General features: G+C 64.6%; 23 protein-coding genes and 1 tRNA gene. 12 read left to right on the top strand and 12 right to left on the bottom strand.

Annotated features, from left to right (window positions below; translation table 11 throughout):
• The gene (locus F8O09_RS08735) at window positions 1–1,347 is read left to right on the top strand and encodes a CobW family GTP-binding protein (RefSeq protein ID WP_192497632.1); all 1,347 of its coding nucleotides are present in this window, start codon (window positions 1–3) and stop codon (window positions 1,345–1,347) included.
• Window positions 1,348–1,430: 83 nt separating this feature from the next.
• Here the strand turns inward: F8O09_RS08735 and F8O09_RS08740 are convergent, their stop codons facing one another.
• Complete coding sequence (locus F8O09_RS08740) at window positions 1,431–2,318, bottom strand: TrmH family RNA methyltransferase (RefSeq protein WP_158054963.1); 888 nt, start codon at window positions 2,316–2,318, stop codon at window positions 1,431–1,433.
• 62 nt (window positions 2,319–2,380) lie between these two features.
• Between F8O09_RS08740 and F8O09_RS08745 the strand changes: the two genes are divergently transcribed.
• Complete coding sequence (locus F8O09_RS08745; protein WP_158030162.1) at window positions 2,381–3,319, top strand: 4-(cytidine 5'-diphospho)-2-C-methyl-D-erythritol kinase; 939 nt, start codon at window positions 2,381–2,383, stop codon at window positions 3,317–3,319.
• A 22-nt stretch (window positions 3,320–3,341) separates the two neighbouring features.
• Here F8O09_RS08745 and F8O09_RS08750 read toward each other — a convergent pair whose 3' ends face one another.
• The 4 genes from F8O09_RS08750 to F8O09_RS08765 all read right to left on the bottom strand — a co-directional run bounded on the left by F8O09_RS08750 (window position 3,342) and on the right by F8O09_RS08765 (window position 7,287).
• On the bottom strand, window positions 3,342–4,064 hold the full coding sequence (locus F8O09_RS08750) for a response regulator (protein ID WP_158037212.1): 723 nt from the start codon (window positions 4,062–4,064) through the stop codon (window positions 3,342–3,344).
• Window positions 4,061–5,458, bottom strand: a complete 1,398-nt coding sequence (locus tag F8O09_RS08755) for a sensor histidine kinase (protein WP_192497633.1) — start codon at window positions 5,456–5,458, stop codon at window positions 4,061–4,063. Before F8O09_RS08755 ends, F8O09_RS08750 begins: the two co-directional genes overlap by 4 nt.
• Before the next feature lie 78 nt (window positions 5,459–5,536).
• The gene (locus F8O09_RS08760; RefSeq protein ID WP_225732961.1) at window positions 5,537–6,424 is read right to left on the bottom strand and encodes an ABC transporter permease; all 888 of its coding nucleotides are present in this window, start codon (window positions 6,422–6,424) and stop codon (window positions 5,537–5,539) included.
• A complete protein-coding gene (locus tag F8O09_RS08765; RefSeq protein WP_225732962.1) occupies window positions 6,421–7,287 on the bottom strand; it encodes an ABC transporter ATP-binding protein in 867 nt (288 codons plus the stop codon). Before F8O09_RS08765 ends, F8O09_RS08760 begins: the two co-directional genes overlap by 4 nt.
• A gap of 284 nt (window positions 7,288–7,571) precedes the next feature.
• Between F8O09_RS08765 and F8O09_RS08770 the strand changes: the two genes are divergently transcribed.
• Window positions 7,572–9,473: an ABC-F family ATP-binding cassette domain-containing protein gene (locus F8O09_RS08770; protein ID WP_158054966.1), complete on the top strand. Its 1,902-nt coding sequence runs from the start codon at window positions 7,572–7,574 to the stop codon at window positions 9,471–9,473.
• 301 nt (window positions 9,474–9,774) lie between these two features.
• On the opposite strand, the gene F8O09_RS08775 is transcribed toward F8O09_RS08770, so the two are convergent.
• Window positions 9,775–10,725: an NAD(P)/FAD-dependent oxidoreductase gene (locus tag F8O09_RS08775; protein ID WP_158054968.1), complete on the bottom strand. Its 951-nt coding sequence runs from the start codon at window positions 10,723–10,725 to the stop codon at window positions 9,775–9,777.
• Window positions 10,726–10,860: 135 nt separating this feature from the next.
• On the opposite strand from F8O09_RS08775, the gene F8O09_RS08780 reads away from it, so the two are divergent.
• Both F8O09_RS08780 and F8O09_RS08785 read left to right on the top strand, forming a co-directional pair.
• A complete protein-coding gene (locus F8O09_RS08780; protein WP_158054969.1) occupies window positions 10,861–11,196 on the top strand; it encodes an ArsR/SmtB family transcription factor in 336 nt (111 codons plus the stop codon).
• Window positions 11,193–11,489 carry a hypothetical protein gene (locus tag F8O09_RS08785; protein ID WP_158030158.1) on the top strand — a complete coding sequence of 99 codons (297 nt, stop codon included), beginning with the start codon at window positions 11,193–11,195 and terminating at the stop codon, window positions 11,487–11,489. Before F8O09_RS08780 ends, F8O09_RS08785 begins: the two co-directional genes overlap by 4 nt.
• Before the next feature lie 32 nt (window positions 11,490–11,521).
• On the opposite strand, the gene F8O09_RS08790 is transcribed toward F8O09_RS08785, so the two are convergent.
• Complete coding sequence (locus tag F8O09_RS08790) at window positions 11,522–12,709, bottom strand: MarP family serine protease (RefSeq protein ID WP_192497634.1); 1,188 nt, start codon at window positions 12,707–12,709, stop codon at window positions 11,522–11,524.
• A gap of 164 nt (window positions 12,710–12,873) precedes the next feature.
• Between F8O09_RS08790 and F8O09_RS08795 the strand changes: the two genes are divergently transcribed.
• The 5 genes from F8O09_RS08795 to F8O09_RS08815 all read left to right on the top strand — a co-directional run bounded on the left by F8O09_RS08795 (window position 12,874) and on the right by F8O09_RS08815 (window position 18,269).
• Window positions 12,874–12,945, top strand: a tRNA-Gln gene (locus tag F8O09_RS08795).
• 29 nt (window positions 12,946–12,974) lie between these two features.
• Entirely contained in the window at window positions 12,975–14,447 is a 1,473-nt protein-coding gene (gene glmU, locus F8O09_RS08800) for a bifunctional UDP-N-acetylglucosamine diphosphorylase/glucosamine-1-phosphate N-acetyltransferase GlmU (protein ID WP_158054973.1), read from the top strand.
• Between the two features lie 45 nt (window positions 14,448–14,492).
• On the top strand, window positions 14,493–15,470 hold the full coding sequence (locus F8O09_RS08805; protein WP_158030155.1) for a ribose-phosphate diphosphokinase: 978 nt from the start codon (window positions 14,493–14,495) through the stop codon (window positions 15,468–15,470).
• A gap of 15 nt (window positions 15,471–15,485) precedes the next feature.
• Complete coding sequence (locus F8O09_RS08810) at window positions 15,486–16,544, top strand: asparaginase domain-containing protein (protein WP_158054975.1); 1,059 nt, start codon at window positions 15,486–15,488, stop codon at window positions 16,542–16,544.
• Between the two features lie 144 nt (window positions 16,545–16,688).
• A complete protein-coding gene (locus tag F8O09_RS08815) occupies window positions 16,689–18,269 on the top strand; it encodes an amino acid permease (RefSeq protein WP_158054976.1) in 1,581 nt (526 codons plus the stop codon).
• A 457-nt stretch (window positions 18,270–18,726) separates the two neighbouring features.
• On the opposite strand, the gene F8O09_RS08820 is transcribed toward F8O09_RS08815, so the two are convergent.
• The 4 genes from F8O09_RS08820 to F8O09_RS08835 form a co-directional block, all read right to left on the bottom strand.
• The gene (locus F8O09_RS08820; RefSeq protein ID WP_158054978.1) at window positions 18,727–19,278 is read right to left on the bottom strand and encodes an NADPH-dependent FMN reductase; all 552 of its coding nucleotides are present in this window, start codon (window positions 19,276–19,278) and stop codon (window positions 18,727–18,729) included.
• A 241-nt stretch (window positions 19,279–19,519) separates the two neighbouring features.
• Window positions 19,520–20,089: a hypothetical protein gene (locus F8O09_RS08825; protein WP_158054980.1), complete on the bottom strand. Its 570-nt coding sequence runs from the start codon at window positions 20,087–20,089 to the stop codon at window positions 19,520–19,522.
• Between the two features lie 39 nt (window positions 20,090–20,128).
• The gene (locus F8O09_RS08830; RefSeq protein ID WP_158054981.1) at window positions 20,129–20,722 is read right to left on the bottom strand and encodes a hypothetical protein; all 594 of its coding nucleotides are present in this window, start codon (window positions 20,720–20,722) and stop codon (window positions 20,129–20,131) included.
• Window positions 20,719–21,630: a DNA-methyltransferase gene (locus tag F8O09_RS08835; RefSeq protein ID WP_225732963.1), complete on the bottom strand. Its 912-nt coding sequence runs from the start codon at window positions 21,628–21,630 to the stop codon at window positions 20,719–20,721. Before F8O09_RS08835 ends, F8O09_RS08830 begins: the two co-directional genes overlap by 4 nt.
• Window positions 21,631–23,147: 1,517 nt before the next feature.
• Here F8O09_RS08835 and F8O09_RS08845 point away from each other — a divergent pair.
• Together F8O09_RS08845 and F8O09_RS08850 are read left to right on the top strand one after the other, a co-directional pair.
• Entirely contained in the window at window positions 23,148–23,444 is a 297-nt protein-coding gene (locus F8O09_RS08845) for a helix-turn-helix domain-containing protein (RefSeq protein ID WP_158054986.1), read from the top strand.
• Window positions 23,445–23,538: 94 nt separating this feature from the next.
• The gene (locus tag F8O09_RS08850) at window positions 23,539–25,368 is read left to right on the top strand and encodes an AMP-binding protein (protein WP_158054988.1); all 1,830 of its coding nucleotides are present in this window, start codon (window positions 23,539–23,541) and stop codon (window positions 25,366–25,368) included.
• A gap of 78 nt (window positions 25,369–25,446) precedes the next feature.
• Here F8O09_RS08850 and F8O09_RS08855 read toward each other — a convergent pair whose 3' ends face one another.
• Window positions 25,447–25,878: an organic hydroperoxide resistance protein gene (locus tag F8O09_RS08855; RefSeq protein WP_158030150.1), complete on the bottom strand. Its 432-nt coding sequence runs from the start codon at window positions 25,876–25,878 to the stop codon at window positions 25,447–25,449.
• Between the last annotated feature and the right edge of the window lie 425 nt (window positions 25,879–26,303).

Here is a 26,303-nt window from a genome sequence, read left to right on the forward strand (position 1 = left end):
ATGGCTCGCAATAATAGTCGCTCGCTGTCGCGCAGTGGAGACCCGCGCAAACGTGCGCAGCACCGTCGGCAGAATCAGCCTGTTGCGGTCACTGTGCTGAACGGCTTTCTCGGTGCGGGAAAGACCACCCTGCTGCAGAGCCTGCTGGTACAGGCCTGGCAGCGTACGCCGCACCTGCGGCCCGCGGTGATCGTCAACGACATGAGCTCGCTCGACGTTGACGGTCTGGTGGTCGAAGACACTGAAGTGGTCAGCCACGAGATGGGCAACTTCGCCAGCATCAAGGGCGGCAGCGTGCACAGCGCCGAGCTGCTGCCCAAGCTGATCGCCACTGCCGAGCAGATGCTCGACGGCTATCAGCCTGAGCACATCTTCATCGAGACCTCAGGCAGTACGCGACCTTGGCCGCTCGTGAAAGCCCTCACCCGGCATCCGCGCCTGCAGCTGCACGGGTTTCTCTCGCTCGTCGACGCGGCGATGCTGCGCGACGACTTCGCCTGCGGAGAGCTGATCGCCGATCAGGTGGCCCGTCAGCTCGGCGCTGGCACGCTCGGGGTCGAGTCGCTGATCGCCGAGCAGGTGATGTTCGCCTCAGAGGTCTATCTGACCAAGCTCGACAAGCTCGAGCCCGAGCAGGTCACACGCACCGCTGCCGCCCTGCACCGGCTCAACCCCTACGCGGGCATCACCGGTCTGCGCTTCGGCAATCTGCGGCTCGACGCAGTGCTCGCACAGCCGCGTTATCCTCGTGACCGAGTGGCGCAGCTGGGTCACGAGACCGAGCAGCGTGACGCAGAGCATCCAGAGACCGGTCGGCTGGTGTCGCTGGTGCTCGACGACGCGCGTCCGTTTCATCCTCGCAGGCTCTGGGAGGCATACACGACCGCACTGCCGCAGACGCTCTACCGCAGCAAGGGCATGACCTGGATTCCCACGCGCGACGACAAAGTGCTGCTCTGGAACCAGGCGGCCGGGGGCGTGAACCTCGAGTTCTTCGGCTACTGGAAGTCGGGTGTGCTCGACCGCGAGCAGCGCGCGGTCGCCGACGCGCAGACCTCCTCCCGCGAGGCAGAGCGGCGCAGACTGCTGCCGCGCGAAATCGAGCAGCTGCAGCGTGAGGTCGACGAGATCGACCCGGTCTTCGGCGACCGGCGCACGAGCATCACCCTCCTCGGCGAAGACTCCGACACCCGCGCGTTTCTCGCTCGGCTCGAGCAGTGCCTGTGCACTCCGGAAGAGGTCATGGCATGGCGCAGCGGCGAGGAGTTCGACGACCCATGGCCGCAGCAGACGGTGACGGTCGACCAGTTCGCCCGTACCGCCGGTCTCGGCCATCGGCGCATCTGAGCTTCGCCTCGTGCCGCAGCTGCGTTCGGCCCTCAGCGACGGCGGCTGCCCGACGACGTCCGTGCACTATCGGCACAGAGTCGTCACCGCAGCGCCCACATCGCCACGGCACTCGATGCCGCGACGTTGAGCGAGTCGATGCCGTGAGCCATCGGAATCTCGACCAGTGTGTCTGCCGTGCGCAGGCAGGCGTCTGAGACGCCGTAGCCCTCAGACCCAAGCACGAGCGCGAGGCGGTCGAAACGAGCGGGCATCGAGCGCACCTGCTCGGCGAACTCGTCGAGCGTGACCGATCGTTCGTCGAGTGCGAGCGTCGCCACGTGATAGCCGGCGTCGTGCAGCTGCGGGCCGAGTTCGCGCCATCCCCCGACATGCGCCCACGGCACCTGTAACACCGTGCCCATGCTCATGCGCACCGCCCGGCGATACAGCGGGTCTGCAGTGCGGGGCGTGAGCAGAATGCCGTCGGCTCCGAGCGCTCCGGCCGACCGAAAGATCAGCCCCACATTCGTGGGATCGACCACGCCCTCGATCACGACGAGACGCCGTCTGCCGGTTCCGCCTGCAGCATCCGCCGCCGTGCGCCCGGCGATCACATCAGCCGCATCGAGCGGGGCGGGCCGATTCATGCACCCGATCACGCCATGATGCAGCTCGAAGCCGGTCAGACGTTCGAGCACGGCTGCATCGCCGGTGAACACCGGAACCGGTGGCAGGCCCGCCTGCTCCCGCGCGGCATCCCCGAAGCCGGCAGCCGTCAGCAGAAACCCGACCTCGGGCAGTGCGCTGCGCTCGGCCAGCACCGAACGCGGTGCGTGCCCGGCGGCCAGCGCGCGCTCGAACACGAACTTCGACTCGGCCAGGTAGAGCCCGCGTTCGCTGTCGATGCGACGCCGCAGCGCCGAGTCGGTCAGACGGGCGAAGTCGCTCAGCCGCGGGTCGTCGAGGTCATGCAGTTCGATGGTGGGCACGCAGTCAGGGTACCGTGCGCGGTGGTGCGATCGTCGTACGCGCCGCGGCTAGACTTGGGGCCATGCATCCCGCATCGCCGCCGATCGTGACCCGCACGCCGGGCAAGATCAACCTGCTGCTTGCCGTGGGCGGGCAGTATGACGACGGGTATCACAAGATCGTCAACGTGTTCCAGGCGGTCGATCTCTATGAAGACATCTCGGTGCGCTGGGCCCCGGAATGGTCGCTGCACTTCACCGGCAGCCACTCTCTGCTCGTCGACGACGACAACCTCGTGCTGCGTGCCGGTCGGCTGCTTGCCTCGCGCGCCGCAGATCTGCGCACCGCATCGTCACCCGAGAACCTGGCCGCTGCGTGCATGGTGCGCAAGCGGGTGCCGATCGCGGGCGGCATGGCCGGCGGTTCGGCGGATGCCGCAGGCACGCTGGTCGCACTCGCCAAGCTGTGGCGGCTCGAGGTCGCGCGCGAGCAGCTCGGCGAGATGGCGGCGGAACTCGGTGCTGACGTGCCGTTCAGTCTGGTCGGCGGCACGGCGATCGGCACAGGGAGGGGCGACCGTCTGACGGCTGTGATCACGCGCGAGTCCTACCACTGGGTGCTGGTGACGCAGGCCGAGGGGCTGAGCACGGTCGACGTCTATCGTCGTTTCGACGAGCTGGTCGACGACGGCGAGATCGATGCGACGGGCAAGGCTCGGGCGCTCTCGGAGGCTGAATCCGTGGTCACTGCGCTGGCAACGGGTGATCCGGAGCAGCTGGGCAGGCACCTGCGCAACGACCTGCAGGCTGCGGCGATCAGTCTGCGACCGAGCCTGCAGCGCACGCTTGACGAGGCACGTGACCTCGGTGCCGTCGCAGGCATCGTGTCCGGGTCGGGGCCGACGATCGCGCTCTTGGCCGGTGATGCGCATCATGCTGCGGCGCTCGCGCAGTCGCTGCTGGCTCGCGGACATCAGGCCAGTGTGGTCTCGAGCCCTGCGCGCGGTTCGCACGTGCTGTGAGGAGTGCGGGACGGGCTGCGCTTCAGATCAGCCCGAGTTCGAGAGCCTTGGTCACCGCGCGGGTGCGGTCGTTGACCTCCAGCTTCTGGTACGTGCGCAGCAGATGCGTCTTCACTGTCGGCTCAGAGATATAGAGTCGTTCGGCGATCTGCGCGTTGCGCATCCCCTGTGCGACCAGCCGCAGTACTTCGGTCTCTCGCGGAGACAAAGGGCTGATCCGTCGGGCATGAGTCCACCTGAGCGCATCCGCCGCGACTTCCACCACCTCATCGACTTCAGAAGCCTCTGGGAAATCGGCACCTGCGGTATCCGGCACAGCGCTGCGCTGCAGCCGTGACACCAGTGCAGTCGCCACCTGTGGAGACAGAGCGACCTCGCCCGCGACCACGGCACGCACTCCTGCGATGAGCTCATCCGCAGGTGCGGCCTTGATCAGGTAGCCTTTGGCCCCCGCAGCGATAGCTGCCACGATTGCCGCGTCATCCTCATACGTTGTCAGGATGATCACCCGTGTCTCTGGGGCCTGCTCTGAGACGACCCGCGTGACCTCGACCCCGTCACGTCCGGGCATGCGCAGATCGCACAGCAGCACATCAGGGTGCTCAGCCGTGACCAGCGCCACCGCCTCGTCGCCGTCGCTCGCCTCGCCGATCAGGTCGATGCCGGTCAGGTCACCGAGCAGCGCGACGAGTCCGCTGCGCACGATGGGGTGGTCGTCGGCGATCGCCAGTCGAATCGTGCTCACAGGGTCGCCTCCAGAATCGTGCCGTGCGGCTGCCGAGAGCGCAGGGTCAGGGCGCCGCCGGCCTGAGCGATGCGCTGTTCGAGACCGGGCAGACCGAACCCGTGGCTGTTCGCCACAGTGAACCCGGGCGGCAGGCCACGCCCGTCATCCGTCACGGTGAGAGTGACCGCATCGCCGGAGGATGCCCTGCGCAGCGCCACCTGCACCACACCAGCACCAGCGTGCTTGCGTGCATTCGCGAGCCCCTCCTGCGCAGCGCGGACGAGCAGCGTCTGTCGTCGTTGCGTCATCGCCTGATCATCCACAGTGATGAAGTCGGTGCGCACATCGATGCTGGTCTCACGCGCGAAGCGCTCACAGACCTGCGCGAGCGCGGGCGCCAGGCCGGTTGCCGAGCTGAGCCCCACAGTGCTGGTAGCGGCTACCAACGACCGGGCCTCGGTGAGCGCCTGATTGGCGCTCGACTCGATGACTGCGAACAGCTGGGCTGACCGCTCGGGACTCTGCTCTCGTGCACCCTGCTGCGCGAGCATGACGATGCCGGCGATGCTCTGCGAGACGGTGTCGTGTAGGTCGGCCGCCATGCGAGCGCGCTCGCGTTCGGCAGCCAGATCGGCTCGTTCTGCTGAGAGCTCTGCCTCTTGCCGGCGCAGCTGGTTGAGCAGCACCTCTCGCTCGTGTCCGCGAGTGAACGCCAGCGTCAGCCAGACGCCCATCGCGGTGCTGAACAGCCAGGAGACGACGCCGATCGATCCGGCTCGCAGCAGCTCGGTCGGCAACGTGCCGTCGCCGGCATCGCTTGACGACAGGCCGGTCCAGCCGCTGTCACCCCATGCGCCGAGCAGAAGCCCCGCGGTGACGCTGACTGCGGTGATCAGATTCCAGATCAGCCCGCGTCGAAGCCCGCGTGCGAGCATCCACAGGCTCGGATAGAACACCGCCTGCAGCGTCGCCATCTGCGGGTCGCCGGTCAGGGCGAGCATCAGCCCGGGGATCGCGACGGCGAAGTACCGCATCACCCGTGCGTCGTGGCTGCGCATCGCGCGCGGCGGCACCGTGCGGCCGGCGACGAGCTGCCGGTCGAGTCTCGCCGTCGAAGTCATCGCCCTGCGGCCGAAGACCAGCCAGGCGAACAGAAGGACGGCTGAGCCCGTCAATGACATCACCAAGGCGAGCGGCGAGGCTCGAAAGTCGTTGGCCCACTGCGAATCGGCGCCGACGCCAGTGCCTGTACCGCTTTCGGCGTACCACGACAGCACGGTCGAGGTGGCGAGAGCCACGGTCACCGCAATGAAGAGCAGGGTCCACACCCAACGCCACGAGCGCTGGGCGTGCTCGTCGGTGGATGCCCGCGTGCGCCCGTCGACGGATGCGTCAGCGATGAGGTCGGGCATGTCCATCAGCCTAGCCGCACGTGTCCGCGGCCTGGCCTCTCGGGAGAGCTCGCCGGATTCGGCATCCGCAGACAGGGATCATCGGCGGTCACCGGGCACCCATCTGAACGTGAGCAGGGTCACGACCAAGCCAGAGACGAACCACACGGCCAAGACCGTCGCGACGAGACCCAGGTGCCAGGCCTCGCCACGCTCGAGCACCGCGAACTGGTCAGGCAGCAGGGCTGCGCGAAAGCCCTGGGCGATCCACTTGAGCGGAAACACCGAGGCGACATTCTGCAACCACTCGGGCAGTTGCGAGAACTGCAGGTAGACGCCCGAGACGAACTGCAGAATGAGCACCGGTGGCAGGATGACGGCTGTGGCACTCTTTGCGCTGCGCGGCAGATACGAGACGAGAAAGCCCAACACGACTGACGTGCCGAGCCCGAGCAGAAAGACCCAGATCAAGGTCGTCCAGGCTGACCAGGAATCGGGCAGAGGCACATCGAAGGCGAAACGGGCCACGGCGATGAGCAGCACCGCCTGCACCAAAGCGGTGATCAGCACGAGGCCGAGTTTGCCGAGCAGATAGGCGGCGACGGGCAGGGCAGTCAGGGCGAGGCGCCTGCGCGTGCCGTCATATCGTTCGACGGCGAGGTCCGAGCCGAGATTCTGAAAACCGCTGAGCAGCACACCGCTGGCGAGCATCGCGGGCAGGTAGTAGCCGGCGGCGGTCAGCCCGAGGTCGTCTGGGCCGAATGACAGGTTTGAGAAGGCCGTCGCGAAGATGCAGAGCATCATCACCGGGAACAGAAACGTGAAGAACACGGTGTCAGGCTGACGGCGGTAGCTGCGCAGCTCCACGCTGATGCGCGAAAGCGTCAGCGTTGCGAGAGTCGGTCGGTGCCGGGGGCTGCCCTTCGCCGGTCGGACCTTGTCTTGCAGTTGGGTGTGCTGATGCGGGTTCATCGTCTGGGCGCTCATGCTGCGGGCCTTTCTTCGGTGTTGCTGGAGTTGTCGTCGATCAGCGCGAGGTAGGCGTCGGCGAGGGTGGGGCGGTGCACTTCGAGGTGCTCGGGCTCGCCCTGAAGCCGGGCAGTGAGCGAAACGATCAGTGCACCCGGCGTCGCGGTGGTCTCGGAGCGGTCTCGGCCGTCCTCGTGCCACCGCACAGTCGGCAGATGCAGCTCGGGTCGATCTGCGAGGGTCGGCGTCTGGGCCAGGTCGCTGCCCAGCGCGACCAGACGGCCGTTGACCATGACGGCGACGCGGTCAGCGAGATGCGCGGCCTCTTCGAGGTAGTGCGTGGTGAGCACGATGGTGGTGCCACTGGCTTTGATCGAGTCGATCAGGTGCCAGAATGCGGTGCGCGCCTGCGGATCGAAGCCGGTGGTCGGCTCGTCGAGAAAGAGCACCTCGGGGTGTCCGACGACTCCCTGGGCGACGTCGAGACGTCGGCGCTGCCCACCTGACAGTGCTCGCACGCGTCGGTCGCCTGCGGCAGTGAGGCCGACGCTCGCAATCAGGTCGTCGACTGGCCACGGATCGTCGTACATACCGGCGAAGTGCGTGAGCTGCTCGCGAACGGTGAGCACGCCTGACTCCTGAGTCTCTTGCAGCACGACCCCGACGTGATTGCGCATGTCTCGGGTCGAGTGTCGCGGGGCGGATCCCACCAGTCGCACGCTGCCTTGGTCGGGACGGCGAAAGCCGACGATCGTCTCGACCAAGGTGGTCTTGCCGGCGCCATTTGGCCCGAGCAGCGCGAGCGTCTCTCCGCTGCGCACCTCGAGGGTGATGTCGTCGAGCACCTTTCGGCCGCGATACGACTTGCTGAGGTTGCGCACCGCGATAGGGGCTGCTGTTGGTGTCGATGCTGGTGTTGGTTTGCCGGCATGAACAGAGTCTGCGGGGCGCATTCGTTCGTTTGTGTGAGCCATGACCCCATATTCGCCGGATGCAGTGGTCAACCACATCGACCGGCTGGCTGAATGTGCGGGGGCTGGGGCATCGCCGGTGTCATCCGTTCGGTTGACACGTGCGGGATGCCGGTGCAGCTCGCTACCCGACCCAGCATCCTCGTCTCGCCGAACCCCGGCGCACCGGCGCACCGGCGCGGTACCCTTGTCGAATGGCACATCTTCTCGGCGCCGAACACATCAGCCTCAGTTACCCCACCAAAGACGTCTTCGACGACCTCTCGCTCGGCCTCGCCGAAGGGCAGCGCATCGGCATCGTCGGCCGCAATGGTGACGGCAAGACTACGCTGCTGCGACTGCTCGCCGGCGAGATGCAGCCCGACACCGGCCGGGTCACCCGTCGCGGCGGCATCACCGTCGGCGTGCTCGCCCAGACACCAGACCTCGACCCCGACGAGACGGTCGGCCACGCAGTGGTGGGCGATCTGCCCGAACACGAGTGGGCGTCGCAGCCGCGGGTGCGAGACGTGCTGCAGGGTCTGCTCGGCGACCTCGACTGGCACGCTACGACCGGTGCGCTCAGCGGAGGCCAGCGTCGTCGCGTCGCGCTCGCGGCTCTGCTGCGGCAAGACTGGGATGTGCTCTTTCTCGACGAGCCCACCAACCACCTCGATGTCGAGGGCATCACCTGGCTTGCTCGGCACCTCAAGCAGCGCTGGCCGAAGAACGCTGGCGGCCTCGTCATGGTCACGCACGATCGGTGGTTCCTCGACGCGGTCTGCACCGACACTTGGGAGGTGCACGACGGCACTGTCGAGCCCTTTGAAGGCGGGTACGCGGCCTACATTCTGCAGCGCGTCGAGCGCGACCGGCAGGCGGCGGCCGTCGAGGCCAAGCGTCAGAACCTCATGCGCAAAGAGCTGGCCTGGCTCGGCCGCGGTGCACCGGCGCGCAGCTCGAAGCCGAAGTTCCGCATCGAGGCGGCCAACGAGCTGATCGCCGACGTGCCGCCCGTTCGCGACCGCGTGCGGCTGCAGTCGATGGCGACCTCTCGTCTGGGCAAAGACGTCATCGACGTGCTGGGCGTGACGGTGCAGTACGACGAGCATGTGCTCATGCACGACGTCGAGTGGCGAATCGGCCCCGGCGATCGACTCGGGCTGCTCGGTGCGAACGGCGCCGGCAAGTCGACGCTGCTGAGTCTGATCAAAGAGGCCTCGGCCAAGGCCGGATCGACTCAGGCCGCCCAGCTCGACGCCGGCGACGGCACCGCAGTCACGGCCGGCCGCATCAAGGTCGGCAAGACCGTCAAGCTCGCTGAGCTCACCCAGGAGCTGCACGAACTCGACGCGGTGAACGACGACCGCGTGCGCGAGGTCATCGGCCGAGTGCGCACGACCTACAAGGTCGGCGACGAAGACCTCAGCCCCTCGCAGATGCTCGAACGGCTCGGCTTCTCGAGCGTGCAGTTGTCGACCCCCGTGCGCGATCTCAGCGGAGGCCAGCGCCGGCGACTGCAGCTGCTGCTCACCCTGCTCGACGAACCGAACGTGCTCGTGCTCGACGAGCCCACTAACGACCTCGACACCGACATGCTCGCCGCCATGGAAGACGTGCTCGACGCCTGGCCCGGCACGCTGATCGTCGTGTCGCACGATCGCTACTTCCTGGAGCGCGTGACCGACGACCAGTACGCCCTGATCGGCGGGACACTGCGGCACCTGCCCGGTGGGGTCGACGAATTCCTGCGGCTCGACGCGGCTGCGCATGAGGGCTCTCCGGCGGATGCCGACAAGACCCCGTCCTCATCTCGCGCCGCGAGTGGGGCTGGTTACGCAGCCAGCGCGGCTTCGGGGGCGGGGGCGAGTGGTGCATCCGCCGCAGGGCTGAGTGGTGCCGAGCGTCGGGCCGCCGAAAAGCGGCTTCAGGCGCTCGAGCGCAAGCTGGCCAAGGCGCGCGATGCGCTGACGAAGGTCGATGCCGATCTCGCCGCGGCCGACCAGAGCGACTTCGAGGGGCTTTCGAAGATCGATGCGCTGCGCAGGTCGACCAGCGGCGAAATCGATGAGCTTGAGGCTGAGTGGCTCGACCTCGCGGAGCAGCTCGAGGGATAGTCGCGGGTTCTCTACTCTCGCTGGGGCCCTGCTCTCTGGGGCCCGCAGGTTCTGTGCTCTCGCCAAGGCCCTATCCCCGAACCGGGCAGATTCTGTACTCTCGCCAAGGCCTGACCGCAGAAAGATCACAGATTCTGTGCTTTCGCTGGTTCAGACAGGTGCTTTTGCTCGTTGAGTGTGCAGAATCCGTCATATGCGCGTCGAGAGTGTAGAAGGTGCGGGCTTCGTTGACTGATGCCCGCAGCTTCTGTGCTTTCGCCGAGGTCTTGTCCGTGGAACCCGCAGATTCTGCGCTTGCACCCTACGCCGCAGCCGCAGCCGCAGCGACCTCCCACTGCACGAGTGCAGCGTTGACGGCGGCTCCGACGGTGGCGCCGCTGCCGATTGAGATCGGTACGTTCGCAGCAGGATTGCTCACGTTCCCGGCGGCCCACACCCGCGGGTGGCTCGTGTTCCCCATAGGGTCGGTCTGCAGGAACGATCCCATTCCGAACGGTGCCTCGGCGCGGTCGAGCCCGAGGCCGGCGACGCACGCGTCCAACGGGTGCATACGCGACTGCACGAACAGAGCGTCCAGCTCGACCGTCGCGTCGTCCTGCAGACGCACCCCGGTGACGCGGTCGTCGCCGAAGACCTCGGCGACAGGCGCCATCGTGCGGATGCCTCGCGCGGTCAACGCGTCGAGGTCGCCCTGCGAGAAGCCTGAGACGTCGGTGAAGAGTGTGACAGTCGGACTCCACTGACGCACGAGCTGCGCCATATGCAGTGCGACAGGGCCGTTCGCGATGATGCCGAGTCTTTGGTCGCGCACCTCCCAGCCATGGCAGTACGGGCAGTGCAGCACCGTGCTGCCCCAGTGGCGCGCAAGACCTGGGATGTCGGGCAGCTCGTCACTCACTCCCGTGGCGACCACGACGGTGTGGGTCACGAGAAGCTCCTGGGTTTCGCCTGCCGAAGGGGTGACCACCACTTCGAGCGCGTCCGGACGATCAGTCGGTTCTCGAACAGTGGCGACGCTGCCGTCGACGAATTCGATGCCGTACAGTTCGGCTTCGCTGCGGCCGCGGGCCGCAAGCTCGGCAGGAGGCAGCCCCTCGCTGCCGAGTACACCGTGCATGTGCGTGGCAAAGCGGTTGCGGGGCTCGCCGCTGTCGATGACGAGCACGTGGCGTCGTGCCCGGCCGAGCATCAAGGCGGCGGACAGACCGGCGGCACCCGCGCCGATGACGATGGCATCCCAAGTGGAGTTCATGGGGTCTACTTCACACGGCTGAACCCCACAACTCAAGATCCAGAGGTTGTGTAGCTGTTGCGAGTTTCACGCAATAGCTACACATAAAAAAATCAACATATTGCGATCTGTTGATATGTATGTCATGATGAAGTCATGAGCACAGCACCGGGACTGGCCAAGGCAGCACAGCTGTTCAAGGTGCTCGGCAACGAATCGAGGCTTGACCTGCTGGTGCTGTTGGGCGACCAGCAGCTCTCGGTCGGCAAGCTGACCGATCTGTCGGGGCTGTCGCAGCCCCTGGTCTCGCAGCACCTGCGCACGTTGAAACAAGCGGGCTTGGTGACAGCGAAACGAGACGGCAAAACGATGAACTATCGGGTCGCAGACCACCATGTCAGCCATGTGATCGCCGATGCGCTCATCCACGTTCAAGAGCCTGCGGCCGATTCGGTCGAGGCTGACGAGAGTTCACAGGAGGAACAATCATGACCATCGCAGACGTTCACGCAGAGCATTCCGTCGCAGAGCATCAGCACGGTCCGGGCTGCGGCCATGAGGCTGTGCAGCACGGTGACCATGTGGACTACATCCACGGCACGCATCACCACGCACTGCACGGCGACCACTACGACGAGCACGAGTCGGTTGCCGAGCATTCCGTCGCAGAGCACCAGCACGGTCCGGGCTGCGGTCACGAGGCCGTGCAGCACGGTGACCACACCGACTACATCCATAACGGTCACCACCACGCCCTGCATGGCGACCACTACGACGAGCACTGATCTTTCGTTCGTCTCGAAGCCCCCGCGTTCACTCAGTCGGTGGTGCAGCTCCCCGAGCTCACCGTCGCAGTGAGCCCGGGGGCTTTCTGTACCACGGGCTTGAGATCGCTGAGCGGAATCGCATAGCCCACGTTCGGCACCGACCTTTCTTTCGCGAAGACCACACCGGCGATCTCGCCGTTTGTGGTGATCAGCGGGCCGCCCGAGTTGCCCGGCTGCACGTTCGCCGCCAAGGTGAGCACGTCGCGCGGGCCTGAGCCACTGAAGTCAACGGTGCCGGCAGCCATGACGCTTGCCGGGCCCGAGGTGAACGGCCCGCCGCCGGGGTAGCCCTGCACCGCTCCCTGTGTGCCGCGACCGACGGCTGCGGCGGATGCCAGCGGAAGCACTGGGGCCCCGAGGCCGTCGACGTCGATGACGGCGAGATCGGCCTTCGGGTCGAAATACGTGATGCGGCCGCTCTTCGCAGGCTTGCCGGGCACCTCGACGACCGGCTCTGAGACGCCGCTCACCACATGGGCGTTCGTGACGACTCGATCATCGCTGACCACGAACCCCGAGCCGGTCTGCTCCTGCCCGCATGCGTATGCGGGGCCGCTGATGCGCACGACCGACTTCGCCGCCTGGGTGAGCTGGGGTGTCGCCAGATCGACTTGAGGCAGCGATGGCTCTTGCGACACCCCGCCCAGCGCCTCGACGACCCAAGGCAGGCCTTCGTCGATGGCGCTCTGGCCCCAAAGCGTGGCAGTCGATCGCAGGCTGCTCGGCATCAGTCCGTCGATCACGGTGACGACGCGAGACGAACTCAGCGTCTGCGTGAGCCACGGGGCACCGATTCCCGAGACCGCCGAAGAGACCAGCCCGATCATCAGGCTGCTCGCGAGCAGCCCGGCCACGGCACCCAACAGCCTGTTCACGGCACCGAGCCGCACACGTTCGAGCACACCGCCGATCGATCGGCCGATCGCCCCGCCGATGCTGCCTCCGACGACGACGAGCCCCAAACCCACGATCATGACCATCGCGATGCGGGTCGCACCGTTGCCTCCCAAAGTCACGACCCAAGGGATGGCGAGCCAGGCGGCGAAACCGCCCACCACCATGCCGGCAAGACGCAGCGCGACTCGCGCGAGACCGCGCCGCGCGCCGCTGATCGTCTGCCACGTGATGATGCCCAGCAGCACGAGGTCGAGAGGCAGTGCGCCGAGTGTCAGATCCATGAATGACATCGTATGCACTGCCTGCGACATTGCAGAGAAGAAGTCGACGTGGAACCGGTCGGCAAGGTGCTGCGAAGCAGCTGGAGAGTGCGGGGTCTTCAGCAGTGAGGTGGCAGCCGACGATGAGCCACGAGTAAAGTGGTCTGCGGCAGTCTCGCTGCCGATCCGCCTTAGTGTAACGGCAGCACGACAGCCTTTGGAGCTGTGAAGACCAGGTTCGAATCCTGGAGGCGGAGCGCAGTCGAACCGATGGGAGCTCAGGCAAATGGCTGACAGCAACTTGGCAGGGATCATTCTGGCGGCAGGGCAAGGAACCCGCATGAAGTCTGCGACGCCCAAAGTGCTGCACGCGCTTGCCGGTCGGCCGCTCATCGGGCACGTGCTCGCCGCAGCCGATGCGCTCGAGCCAGAGCGTGTGGTTCTCGTCGTCCGTCATCAGCGTCAGCGCGTCGAAGAGGCCGCCCGCACACTGCTGCCCCGCGTCGAGATCGCCGAGCAGGGAGAGATCCCCGGCACCGGTGCCGCTGCCGAGGCGGGTCTCGACGTGCTCGACGAGGGGTTCGTCGGCGATGTGCTGATCACGAGCGGTGACGTGCCGTTGCTGGGCGAGGATGCCTTGGCCGAGTTCATCACCGCGCACCGTGCCAGCGGGGCGGCTGCAAGCGTGCTGACTGCACGAATCGCAGACCCGACGGGTTATGGCCGGGTCGTACGCACGGCATCCGGCGACCTCGAGGCGATCGTCGAACAGCGTGACGCGACCGAGCAGCAGCTGCTCATCGACGAGGTCAACTCTGGTACCTATCTCTTCCAGGCCAACGACCTGCGCCGCTCGCTCGCCCAGGTGGGCGTCGACAATGCGCAGAACGAGAAGTACCTCACCGACGCCATCGGCGTGCTGGTGCGCGAGGGGCGACCCGTCGCCGCCCACGTCATCGACGACCCGATGCTCGTACAGGGCATTAACGATCGAGAGCAGCTGGCCGAGGTCGCCACCGAGCTCAACCGACGCATCATCCGACGCTGGCGTCTGGCCGGCGTCACCATTCAGGACGCCGCGAGCACCTGGATCGATGTGACCGTCGAACTGGGGCAGGACGTCACGCTGCTGCCCGGAACCCAGCTGCGCGGCACGACCGTCGTGCAGGACGAAGCCGTGATCGGGCCGGACACCACGCTGGTCGACACCGAGGTCGGCTTCGGCGCCGAAGTCTGCCGCACTCATTCGCTCTCTGCCCGCATCGGCGAGAACGCGCACGTCGGGCCGTTCTCTTACCTGCGCCCGGGCACCGTTCTGGGCAACGAGGGCAAGATCGGCACGTTCGTCGAGACGAAGAACGTCACCATCGGCCACGGTGCCAAGCTGCCGCATCTCAGCTATGCGGGCGACGCCGAGATCGGCGAGGGCTCGAACATCGGTGCGGGCACGATCTTCGCGAACTACGACGGCGTGCACAAGCATCGCTCGACGGTCGGCCCGCAGGTGCGCACCGGTGCGCACAACGTGTTCGTCGCCCCTGTGCACATCGGCGCTGGCGTCTACTCGGGCGGCGGCACCATCATTCGCAAAGACGTCCCGGCGGGTTCGCTCGTGATCACCCAGGCCCCTCAGGTCAACAAAGAGGGCTGGGTTATCGAGCATCGCGCCGGAACGGCCGCGGCGGAGGCAGCCGAGGCCGCTCTGAACGGCGATCAGAACGCCGAACAGAGCAACAGCCGCACCAGCGGCAACGAGTAGTCAACAACGAGCAGCAGTCGGCGACAGGCGACAGAAGGGCATCCCGTGTCGGGAATTAATGCGGACAACCATAAGCGACTCGTTCTGGTCAGCGGCAGGGCACACCCTGCACTGGCCCGAGAGATCGCGAAGAACCTCGGCACCGAACTGGTGCCGACCAAAGCGCTGAACTTCGCCAACGGCGAGATCTACGTTCGATACGACGAGAGCATCCGCGGGTCTGACGCCTTCGTGATTCAGTCGCACACCTCGCCGATCAACGAGTGGCTCATGGAGTCGCTCATCATGGTCGATGCGCTCAAGCGCGCCTCGGCAAAGCGCATCACCGTCGTGGCCCCCTGCTATCCGTACGCTCGCCAGGACAAAAAGCACCGCGGTCGCGAGCCCATTTCCGCCCGCCTCGTCGCCGACCTGTTCAAGGCCGCGGGCGCCGACCGCATCATGTCGGTCGACCTGCACTCGCCGCAGATTCAGGGGTTCTTCGACGGCCCTGTCGACCACCTCTTCGCGCAGCCGATTCTGCTCGAGCACTTCCGTGAGACCCTCGGGCATGACGATCTGACCATCGTCTCGCCCGACATGGGCCGCGTGAAGGTCGCCGACACCTGGAGCGACAAGCTGGGTGCGCCGCTGGCCATCATCCACAAACGTCGCGATCCGCTGGTGCCGAACCAGGCGACTGCGCACGAGATCGTCGGCAACGTGCAGGGCCGCACCTGCCTCGTGGTCGACGACCTGATCGACACCGGCGGCACGATTCTCGCCGCTGCACGTGCCCTCAAGGCGCATGGAGCCGCGAAGGTCGTCGTCGGCGCCACGCACGCCGTGTTCTCAGACCCGGCGGTCGAACGACTGACCAGCCCCGAGATCGACCGCGTCGTGGTGACGAACACGCTGCCGCTGCCGGCCGAGAAGATCTTCCCGACGCTGACCGTGCTGTCGATCGCGCCGCTGATCTCCAAGGCGATTCACGAGGTCTTCGCCGATGGTTCGGTGACGTCGATGTTCGACGGCGCGGCCTGAGCCGTCTTCGAGCGAGTGCGTCTCACACTGGTGCACACCGGCGGCACGATCGGCATGTCCGAGAGCGACGCCGGTCTCGTTCCCGACCCTGATTTCGTCGGTCGCCTGCTTGCCGAGGGCGCGCTGCCCGAGGGCACAGACGTCGTCGAGCTCGCTCCGCTGCTCGACAGCGCCAATGTGGGGCCGGTCGAGTGGCAGCTGATCGTCGACGCAGTGGTCGCCGCGATCGAACGTGGTGCGGATGCCGTGGTCGTGCTGCATGGCACCGACACGTTGGCCTTCACTGCGGCTGCGCTCTCACTCGCGCTGCCGATCGTGCTGCGGGAGGTCGACCGACCGGCACGGGTGGTGCTGACCGGTGCGCAGCATCCGCTGTATGGGGCCGACGGCGCGCACGATGCCGACGCCGAGGCCAACCTGCGCGATGCGCTGGCTGCGGCGCAGGTGCTTGCAGCGGCCCCGACCCAGACGTCTGCGTCGGGTTCTGCGCAGGCGCCCGAGGTCGGCACCGCGGGCGCGGTCGGCGTGTTCGTGCAGTTCGGAGGCCGTCTGCTGCCCGGTCTGCACGTCTCTAAGATCTCGTCGGTTTCGGCGCAGGGCTTCGTCGCGACGAACGGACGCCGCGACTCGTTCGCCGCTGCGGGTGCTGTCGACGGCGCATCAGGAGGCCGGCTGGAGTTCGGGGCGTTCGCTCCGCACGAGATCGGGGTCGCCATGGTGTATCCAGGGGTGACCGCTGCGCAGCTCGATGCGGCGCTCGGCAACGGGCCGGCCGCTGTGCTGTGCTGCTTCGGCTCGGGAGCGGTGCCGTCTGGGACTCCCGGAGTCGAAGACGTGCTGCGTCAGCACGCGCGCCGACAGGCCGTCGTCGCCATCAGCCAGAGCGGGCACGGCGGTGTGCACCTGAGGGCCTACGCCGCAGCGGCCCCGCTGCAGACCGCTGGAGTCGTTGACGGCCGCGACCTCACCCTCGAAGCGGCGCTGGCGGCACTGCACGTCGCCCTTGCCTGCGGTCTCTATGGCGCGGGCGCCGCCGACTTCGTCGCTGCGGTGGCCGGTCAGAGCGCGAGTTGACGGCCGGATCGGACTTGGTCGCCTCGCAGCGTTTCGCAACCTGCTGAGGTCTGACCACACGGGCGACTCGATCTGAGCGCCGCCACCACACAGACATCCATGACAACAGCATCCATCACAAGACAACCTTGAGAGCAGAGCAGTATGAGCGAGCATGACGACGTCTGGTCGCCAGCCGAGAAGCGCGCCGGACGCATCGGCACCGAAGAGCAGACCGGATTCAAGAAAGGGCTGAAGCCCCGGCAGGTGCAGATGATCGGCTTCGGCGGGGCCATCGGCACCGGGCTCTTCCTCGGCTCCGGCGGGCGACTCGAACAGGCAGGCCCTGCCCTGCTGATCGACTATGCCGTCTGCGGAATATTCGCCTTCCTCATTCTGCGCGCGCTCGGCGAACTGGTCGTGCATCGCCCGTCGTCGGGGTCGTTCGTCTCGTACGCCCGCGAGTTCTACGGCGAGAAGATGGCCTTCTTCAGCGGGTGGATGTACTGGGTGAACTGGGCCACGACATCGATCGTCGACGTCACCGCGGTCGCGATCTATGTCAAGTGGTTCGGCGACGTGGGCATGCTGCCCTGGCTGCAGGGCGTGCCGCAGTGGTCGATCGCACTCATCGCACTCGTCGTCGTGCTGGGCATGAACATGATCTCGGTGAAGGTGTTCGGCGAGCTGGAGTTCTGGGCGGCGCTCATCAAAGTCGTCGCGCTGGTGGCGTTCTTGGTGGTCGGGTCGCTGTTCCTGATCTTCGGCATGCCCGACGGGTCGCCCCGCGGGCCGACGCTGATCTTCGAGAACGGCGGCATGTTCCCGAACGGTGTGATGCCTGCGCTGGTGATTCTGCAGGGCGTGGTGTTCGCCTACGCCAGCATCGAGCTGGTCGGCACCACCGCAGGCGAGACTGAGAACCCGCGCAAAGTGATTCCCAAGGCGATCAACACCGTCGTGATGCGCATCGCTCTGTTCTACGTGGGATCGGTTCTGCTGCTCGTGCTGCTGCTGCCGTACACGGCCTTCCACGCCGGCGAGAGTCCGTTCGTCACCCTTTTCCGCGGGGTCGGATTCGAGGCCGCTGCCCCGATCATGGAACTGGTCGTGCTCACCGCCGCCCTCTCGTCGCTCAACGCCGGCCTGTATTCGACCGGGCGCATCCTGCACTCGATGGCCAAGGGCGGAACCGCACCCGCCTTCGCCGGGCGCCTGTCGAAGGCGGGCGTGCCCTACGGCGGCATCCTGCTGACATCGGTCGTGACCCTCGCTGGCGTCGTGCTGAACATGGTCGTGCCCGACCAAGCCTTCGAGATCGTGCTGAACCTCGCGGCCTTCGGCATCATCTCTGCCTGGGGAACCATAACGCTCACGAACATGCGCTTCGTCAAGCTGTCGAAGCTTGGTCTCTATGAACGCCCTGAATATCGCATGCCCGGTGCGCCGTACACGAACTGGATCACGCTGGTGTTCCTGGCCGCGGTCGTGGTGCTGATCGGCTTCGACTATCCGACCGGAACCTTCACGATGCTCTCGATGGTCGTGGTGGCCGCCGCGCTCGTCGCAGGCTGGTTTGCCTGCCGCGGTCGGGTGCGTGCGATCGCCGAGCAGCGACTCGGCGAGACGGGGATGTTCCCAGTCGTCGCGAACCTGCCTCACGAACCCGGTGAGGCGGGGCTGCGTCGGCGGGTCGACGGTCGTGTGACGCACGACGATGAGGCCGAGGGGCCTGAGCAGCGCTGAGCGCCGAGCCCTCGCACGCCGCACACTGCTCGCATCAGGCAGCACTCTGCACGCAACAGGCACCAGGCAGCACTCTCCACGCAGCAAGCAGCACTCTGCACGCAACGCGCTGCACCACTTGACCCTGCCCCAGCTCAGCCATCTCTTCGTCGAGATGTGCACGGTTCCGCCCAGATGTACATGGTTCCGCTCAAACTTGGCCAATCTCGACGGAACCGTGCCCGTCTCGACGGAACCGTGCCGTTCTTGAGGAAGCCGTGCGCAACCCCCTGTGGGCAGAGTCGTCCAGCCGCACATATGCGACAGCAGCCCGTCGAGCGGTCGATGCGTCTCCTGCAAAGAGAATCGCCCTGCCCCTCATTTGCGAGGGCGCAGGACGATTTGTCAGGGCGGTGGCAGGCTGTGCTCAGTGCTCAGTGCTCAGTGCTCAGTGCTCAGAAGCAGTGGCAGGCCGTGCTCAGTCGTTGACGCGGTGAATGAGCGCGACGAAGGCGTCGACGATGCCGGTCACGAACTTCGCGGTGTCTTCGCTCGCGAACTCTCCGGACTCGTTCAGCAGGTCAGGGGTGAACTGGATGAACCCCTCGGGCTGGCCCAGCTGAATGGTGTTGAGAAACGAGAGAATCGAGCGCAGGTGCTGCTGTCCTGCGGCGGTTCCTACTGCACCAGGGGAGGTGCCGATGACTGCGACGACTTTCTCGTTGAACGAGTTGGTTCCCCACGGGCGGCTCGACCAGTCGATGGCATTCTTCAGAGGCGCGGGAATCGAGCGGTTGTACTCCGGGGTGACGATGAGGATGCCGTCTGCACCCTCGATCGCTGCCTTGAGCTCCTTGCCCTCGGCAGGGTAGTCCGCATCGTAGTCGTAGCTGTACAGCGGCAGGCTCTTGATCGGAATCTCGAAGAACTCGACATCGGCGATGTCGAGCTTCGTGATGGCCTCGGCAAGCTTGCGGTTGATGGACTGGCTGGCGATGCTGCCGACGATGTAGCCGATCTTGAGAGTCATTCGGGTCTCTTTCTGCTTTCGTGCTGATGAGTGGTGATGCATGACGTGTGTGTGGTGTCGACTGTGGTCGACGCACCACGCACTTACACAAATCTATAACTATTGTTGTATCAACTAAATGTTTCGCGATGCGTCGGCGTGTCGGTTCCAGATCGCCATTTCCACGAGAACGCATGTTCGCACTTGTGACTCGGATCTGCCTCTTCCTGCTGCTGGAGGCAGGGCCGATGCATGCTGCTGGTCAGAACAAAGTTCTCGTCTGGTCAGCGACAGAGTGCAGGCTGGCGAATTCCAAGAGCGCGACCAGGTTGCCGCTCTGGTCTCGATAGCGACGGAAGAGCTCCTCCCCGACCAGTGCGTAGTGCCAGTCCTTCTCGCCGCGCTGTTCAAGCGGCAGGGCGTTGATGCGTTCGACCCATGCAAGGGCGGCACGCTTCTTGCGTTGCACATTCTCATCACTCAGACTCGACTGCGCTTTTGTCTCGACCACATACACATCTGATGCGGTGCGTGCCAAGAAGTCGGGGGAGTATCGCGCCGGGTAGCCGGTGTCTTTCAGGTATGGGCGCTGCAGCCACTCGTGCTTGTGCTCGTCGATCTTGCAGTAGGCCTCGATCTGTCCCGTCTGGTCCGCCCACTCCACGAAGTCCCGTTCGAGGCCTCCGCCCTTGCCCCGTGGCGGAATCCGCAGCTTCGGGTAGATGCACTTTCGCGCCTCGATCAGGCGCGCGGCGGATGCACTGAGCGACTTGACCTCAGAAAGGCGCCGGTAATCGACGATGGCTTTGCTCGTGCGGGTGTGATGAATCAACGAAACAATGGTTAAGAAGGAAAACAGAGAGTTCGCAAACTACCTCAATCTATGACGATCCTTGTGACCGTGAAACTTCCCATGGCCAGCCTCAATAATCAGCTGCTTGACCTGTCCAAGCCTTCCACCGTATTCCGCAAGCCAAGAAGGTGGTTGCTTGGCTATGAAGGAGAGCCAACGCGTGTCGCGACCATCTTGGCCGCCATGCTGCGGCGTGAGTCCGTCCGGGAACCCATCCATCAGAATATGCTTTGGAATGAACCACGCTTGCGCATCAAACGGCGAAAGACCCAGGCAGAAGCAATAGTCATAGGCCTGATCGCGAATCTGCTGGAACTTGTATCCACCTGTATTGGCCCAAAGGTTGGAGTACTTAATTTCAATACGAAGACCATTGATTATCCGGTCGCAGTCAGAATTGTCACTCCGCAAGACATCGAACCCCTTTGAGGCCGCCCAACCCGCAACAAGCAGTTCCCCAATTGCGCCCTTTTGTCGGGAAGGTCGTGACTGAATCCACCGAAACGGACTTCCTTGCCATGGATCCTTCTCGCTTATGTAGTCTTCTTCCAGAGACGTTGCAAGCGCCGCCAAGGTGCGGACTTCCGGATCCTGAATCTGATCAATACTCATGCGATCTCTTCTGTCTGCATTTTATTAGCATTAGCGAGTTCAGTATATGTATTTGGTGCAGCCAAGAAACCGTCGCCAAGACGGTTTCTCATTACAGCAAACGCCTCGGGGTTGCTGTCCACGAGCAGGAACTTTCGATCGAGCTTTCCAGCAACTGAACCAGTCGTGCCGGAGCCTGCAAAGCAGTCCAAGACCCAATCCTCCGGTTGACTGCTGGCCTCGATAATGCGACGCAATATGCCCTCTGGCTTCTGAGTCGGGTAGCCTGTTTTTTCCTTACCAGTCGGCGATACAATGGTGTGCCACCAAACGTCAGTCGGGAGCTTACCTTTAGCGCGTTTCTCGGGAGTGACCAGTCCTGGGGCCATATATGGCTCCCGATCTACTTCTTCACTGTTGAAGTAGTATCTGCTGGGATCTTTCACATAAACGAGTATATTGTCGTGCTTTGCTGGCCACTTCTTCTTGGATCGCGCTCCATAGTCGTACGCCCAGACAATTTCGTTCAAGAAACACTCTCGGCCAAACAATGCGTCCAGGAGCACCTTTGCGTAGTGTACTTCTCGATAGTCCAAGTGGAGATAGAAGGTCCCCTCTGGTTTTAGGACACGCCAGATTTCTGTCAGTCGTGGCTCCAGGAATGACCAGTAATCCGAGAAGGCATCGTTGTATTCGGAAACTCTCCCTTTTATCGTCTCGTAGGTTTGTCCCTTGAAACCAATACGTTTCCCACTGTTTGATCGAACAGTCTTCAGAGACTGCCGACGCTGTTGCTTCCCCGTGTTAAATGGGGGATCGATGTATACCAGTTGAAAGAAGTCGTCTGGCAAGTCAAGCAAGACCGGCAAATTGTCGCCCTGCAAAATAGTGTTGCCTTGTTTCGGGTTCCATATGGACTGTTCGCTCACAGCCCACAGAGTACTTGAAATCGATCCACTAGCGCGTTGACTCACCGGACTGTCTCGAATGCTGCGCCGGCCATGGTTCTGAGCAGGAGGCCGAACGGCACCAACCGCCGGCAGTCTCGAACCTTGGACGGTCGAACCAGCCAGCAGCGCGGGTGGGTGCACGTCGTTGGGTGCGTCTCTCTCGGACAGGTGACACCGACGCATACCTGTCTTGAAGAACTCTGGACGGAGTGAATGAGGAAGACTTGAACTCGCAAGCTGAACAGCAATTGCGCTCGGAGGATGTTTCCAGGGCGCTGCGTGCTCTCGGACCTGCTAGTGGTCTCCCCAGGCGACGCCTACCCGGTGCTTGGCGAGCTGCTGGCCGAGGGCCGTGGGTGCCCGTTGTGGTCACCGTGCGGCACCTCCCGTTGATGCCGAGCAGTCGCATGAGTCGCTCAACGCGGTCACAGCCGATGAGTATTCCATCGCGGGGGGGAGCTTGCGTCGCCCATACAACCGGAGATGCTCCACGTCCACAAGTCAAACAACTCATTGGCCTCCTATGCGTCTTCAATCTCCCGTTTGGGGCCCGAACCCACGGTGACGACGGCGTAGTGCTTTGACGGGGCATCCCCGACACTGTGCTGGTTCAGCACGGTCAGGATCGGCTCGACCCCTAAGATTGGTCAGAACTCGCGGACGTAGTCGATTATGACCCGAGTTTGCTGTCGAGCTCCGCTTGCGCGAAAACACCGACGCGGTCTTGAGAATTTCGTTCACAGGCTTCAGCTGCGCGTTCTCGCACCGCAACCGGGCGACTTCCTCGGTCAGAGGCTCGAATCGTTCTGCTGGTTTCACCGCACCGATGGTGACGGATTCTTGCGGATCCAACCCGTAATGTTCCTTTGCTGCACTCCAAGGAGTTCACCAATTTCGCGACGCGCCACGACCTGCGATATCGCATCACCTCCAGCAAGCCGATCTCGATACAACCGAACCCCACGAGCGCAGGTCTCATCATCAAGTTTCCGTTGAGCAGATATGAATCTATCCTCCGTGTCAGGCCATGACTCTCGGCAAACCCTGGTCGAATCAAGTTGAAGACCGAGTACTACGACCGTCGCACCTGACCGATCGGACTCGAGGCCAGACCCGCCGTCGGCTCCTAAATCGAGCACTGGTACAACCGATAGCGTCTGCACCCCGATCGGCTGCGCCCCACCCGCCGAATAAGAACACTCATTCACAGAAAAGGCCGACCACGAGACCCAAACGACGACCCGGCCGCAAAACACCATGTCCACGACTTGCGGACCAGGCCACTCTTGTGTCTGCAGCTCCACCCGCTGACTCGTGCCGATGCGCTTCAGTACGTGGCGAGCCTCTTCTCTACCGTCTCTGACGATGTCAGGTAGTTCCTCGATCACGCGACCTCGGCAAGCCCGACTCTCTAATGCGGTGTCTGTACGTGAGGTGTGAAAGCATCATGCACTGACACTCTGGTGACTCGCGCTTGAGGTAGGTAGTCATGTCGTATGTCAGAAGAACCCCACTCCGAGGCCGCACGTATCGTCGGTTCTTGCATCAGCGAGTTGCGTCGTGGCAGGGGAATCAGCCAGCAGGACCTCGGCGAGTTGGTAGGCATCCACTTCACGAACATCGGAAAGATCGAGCGTGGGCTGGCGAATCCGACACTCGTGAGAATCTCGGTAGCTCTCGAGATCGATCCAAGCGAGTTGGTTCGCGACCTCGGTAGCAACGCGCTCCCGGCGCAGGCACATCAACTGACGGTGTCTGACCTGATCGCAGCGCGTCAGGGTCAGAGTCGATGAGCTGTATCGGCTAGAGGCTGAACCAAGGGAGCGCCGCTCCCCGACACTGCGCGCGCTTCGCGGCCGCACCAGTCTCGCCCAATAGAATGACCGCATGACTACCGCTGCTGAGATCAACGCCACCCGTGCTTGGAACCGCTTTTATGCAGACGGCACGCCGAAAGACATCGATCTGCCCACCGGGTCGCTCTACGACATGCTCGAAGGTAGCGCCAACCGTTTCGGCGATCGCGTGGCCATCGAGTTCTTCGGGCAGGAGCTCACCTTCGCCGACCTGCGCGCGCAGGTCGACGCGGTGGCCGAGGGCCTGCGACTCGAAGGCGTCGCCGCGGGCACCCGCGTCGCACTGATCATGCCGAACTGCCCGCAGCACGTGATCGCGTTCTATGCCGTGCTGCGTCTGGGCGGGATCGTGGTCGAGCACAACCCGATCTACACCGCCAGCGAGCACGAGAAGCAGTTTCTCGATCACGAGGCCGACATCGTCATCGCCTGGACCAAAGTGGTCAGTACCCTGCGCAGCATGAGCGACACGGCGGTGCCCAGCCGCATCGTCTCGGTCGACATCACCCGAGCGATGCCGCTCAAACTGCGACTCGCACTGCGGCTGCCGGTGGCGAAAGCCCGCGAGAAACGTGCGGCGTTGGTCGGCCCGGCGGCCGAGACCAAGCGTTTCGAGCAGCTCTCGAAGTACGGCCCGATCGACCAGTCGTACCCGCGCCCGACCAACGAGTCGCTCGCGCTGCTGCAGTACACGAGCGGCACGACCGGCGACCCGAAGGGTGCGAAGATCACGCATGGCAACCTCTGGGCCAACGCTCGTCAAGGTGCCGCCTGGATGCCGCGCTTCACCCCGGGCGCCGAGACGATCTACGGCCTGCTGCCGATGTTCCACGCGTTCGGACTGCTGCTCTCGGTGATCTATGCTGTGCACGTTGCCGCGCGGGCTACACTCTTTCCCACCTTCGACCCGACGCTCGTCGTCGAGGCGTCGAAGAAGCATCCGGCGACGTTCATACCGGCGGTGCCCCCGATGTATGACCGGCTTGCGCGAGTGGCGCGCGACGGCAAGCTCGATCTCAGCGGCGTGATCTACGCGATCTCGGGAGCGATGACTCTGAACGACGCCATCGTCGAACGCTGGGAGGCGGTCGCGGGCGGTCGCCTCGTCGAAGGCTACGGGCTCACCGAATGCAGCCCGGTCGCGCTCGGCAACCCGTTCTCAGACGAACGCAAGACCGGCACGATCGGCATCCCGTTCCCGTCGACCGACATCAAGGTGGTCGACCCGAACGATGTGAAGCGCGAAGTCGACACCGGTGAGATCGGCGAGCTGTTGATCCATGGGCCACAGGTGTTCCAGGGGTACTGGAACCGCCGCGAAGAGACCGAGGCCGTCCTGCTCGACGGCGGGTGGCTGCGCACGGGCGACCTCGTCACGCAGGATGCCGACGGCTTCGTCACCGTCGTCGACCGCAAAAAAGAGCTGATCATCACCGGCGGGTTCAACGTGTCTCCCAGCGAGGTCGAAGCTGTGATCTCGAAGGTGCCGGGCGTCGCGGAGTGCGCGGTGGTCGGTGTTCGGCGGGGCACGTCGCAGGCAGAGAGCGTCACGGCCGTGATAGTGCCCGAGCACGCGGATGCCGGCGCGACCCCGCCTGAGACCGGCGCTCCAGCGTCCGCCGACGCTGCATCTGCGACCACGGCATCCGCTGCGAAGGCGACTGCTCTGCTCGACGACTCACCCCAGCCCTTCGACGAGCTGGTGGCGCGCGAGTACGCCCGCGAGCACTTGGCCGAATACAAGGTGCCGCGTTCGTACGTGATCTGGGATGAGCTGCCGAAGTCGCTGATCGGCAAGGTGCTGCGCAAAGAGGTGCGCGAGCGGCTCGAGAACGAGCGCCGGTCGGGCGCACAGAAGTAGCCGCACATGCACAGAGGGCGCACGCCGGCATCTGCTCGGTGTGCGCCCTCTGTGCATGTGCTCGCGATGCGGCGAGCGTCAGTCGTCAGTCGCGGTGACGTTCACGGGGATGTTGCCGCGCGTCGCGTTGCTGTACGGGCAGACCTGATGGGCCTTCTCGACCAATGCCTGGGCCTCGTCGTGAGGCAGGCCGGGGATGTTCACCTCGAGGTCGACGGCCAGAGCGAAGCCGCCTTCTCCGTTGGGGCCGATGTGCACGCGTGCGCCCACCGAAGTGTCATGGATCGCCACGCCCTCGTTCTTGGCCACGAGCTGCAGCGCGCCGTGGAAGCAGGCGGCATACCCTGACGCGAAGAGCAGCTCCGGGTTCACCTTGCCGCCTGCGCCGCCCATCTCGGCGGGAACGGCCAGATCAAGATCGATCAGGCCATCGGTGGTGCGCACATGGCCGTTGCGTCCGTCTCCGGTGGCGAGAGCTTCGGCAGTGTAGAGCGTCTTTGTGATTGGCATTCGTGTTCCTTCCCTCGGCATCGAGACGACGCCAGGTCTTGGGGACGATGGGCAGACCCCATCGCGTATGCCGTCATTGTCTCGCACGAGGCCGGGCGCGGCCAGAGTGACGAGTGAACGAATAGGAAACACTCAGTTGGATGCTCATGCTCATGCTCATGCTCATGCTCATGCTCATGCTCATGCTCATGCTCATGCTCATGCCTGTGCCTGTGCCTGTGCCTGTGCCTGTGCCTGTGCCTGTGTGTGCGTGTGTGTGGGTGTGGGTGTGGGTTGGTGTTCGACACGCCCGGGTGGTTGGTGTGGTTTTGGGTGGTTGGTGGGGTGTGGGTATTGTTTCTTCTTGTCACCCCAAAGGTGCTGGGATCTGTAGGGTTCTGGGCCTCAAGCGGGGGCCGCTCATTGTGTTGCTGGGGCCGTTTGGT

Source organism: Pseudoclavibacter sp. CFCC 11306 (assembly GCF_008831235.1).
In the GTDB taxonomy this organism is placed as follows: domain Bacteria; phylum Actinomycetota; class Actinomycetes; order Actinomycetales; family Microbacteriaceae; genus Pseudoclavibacter_A.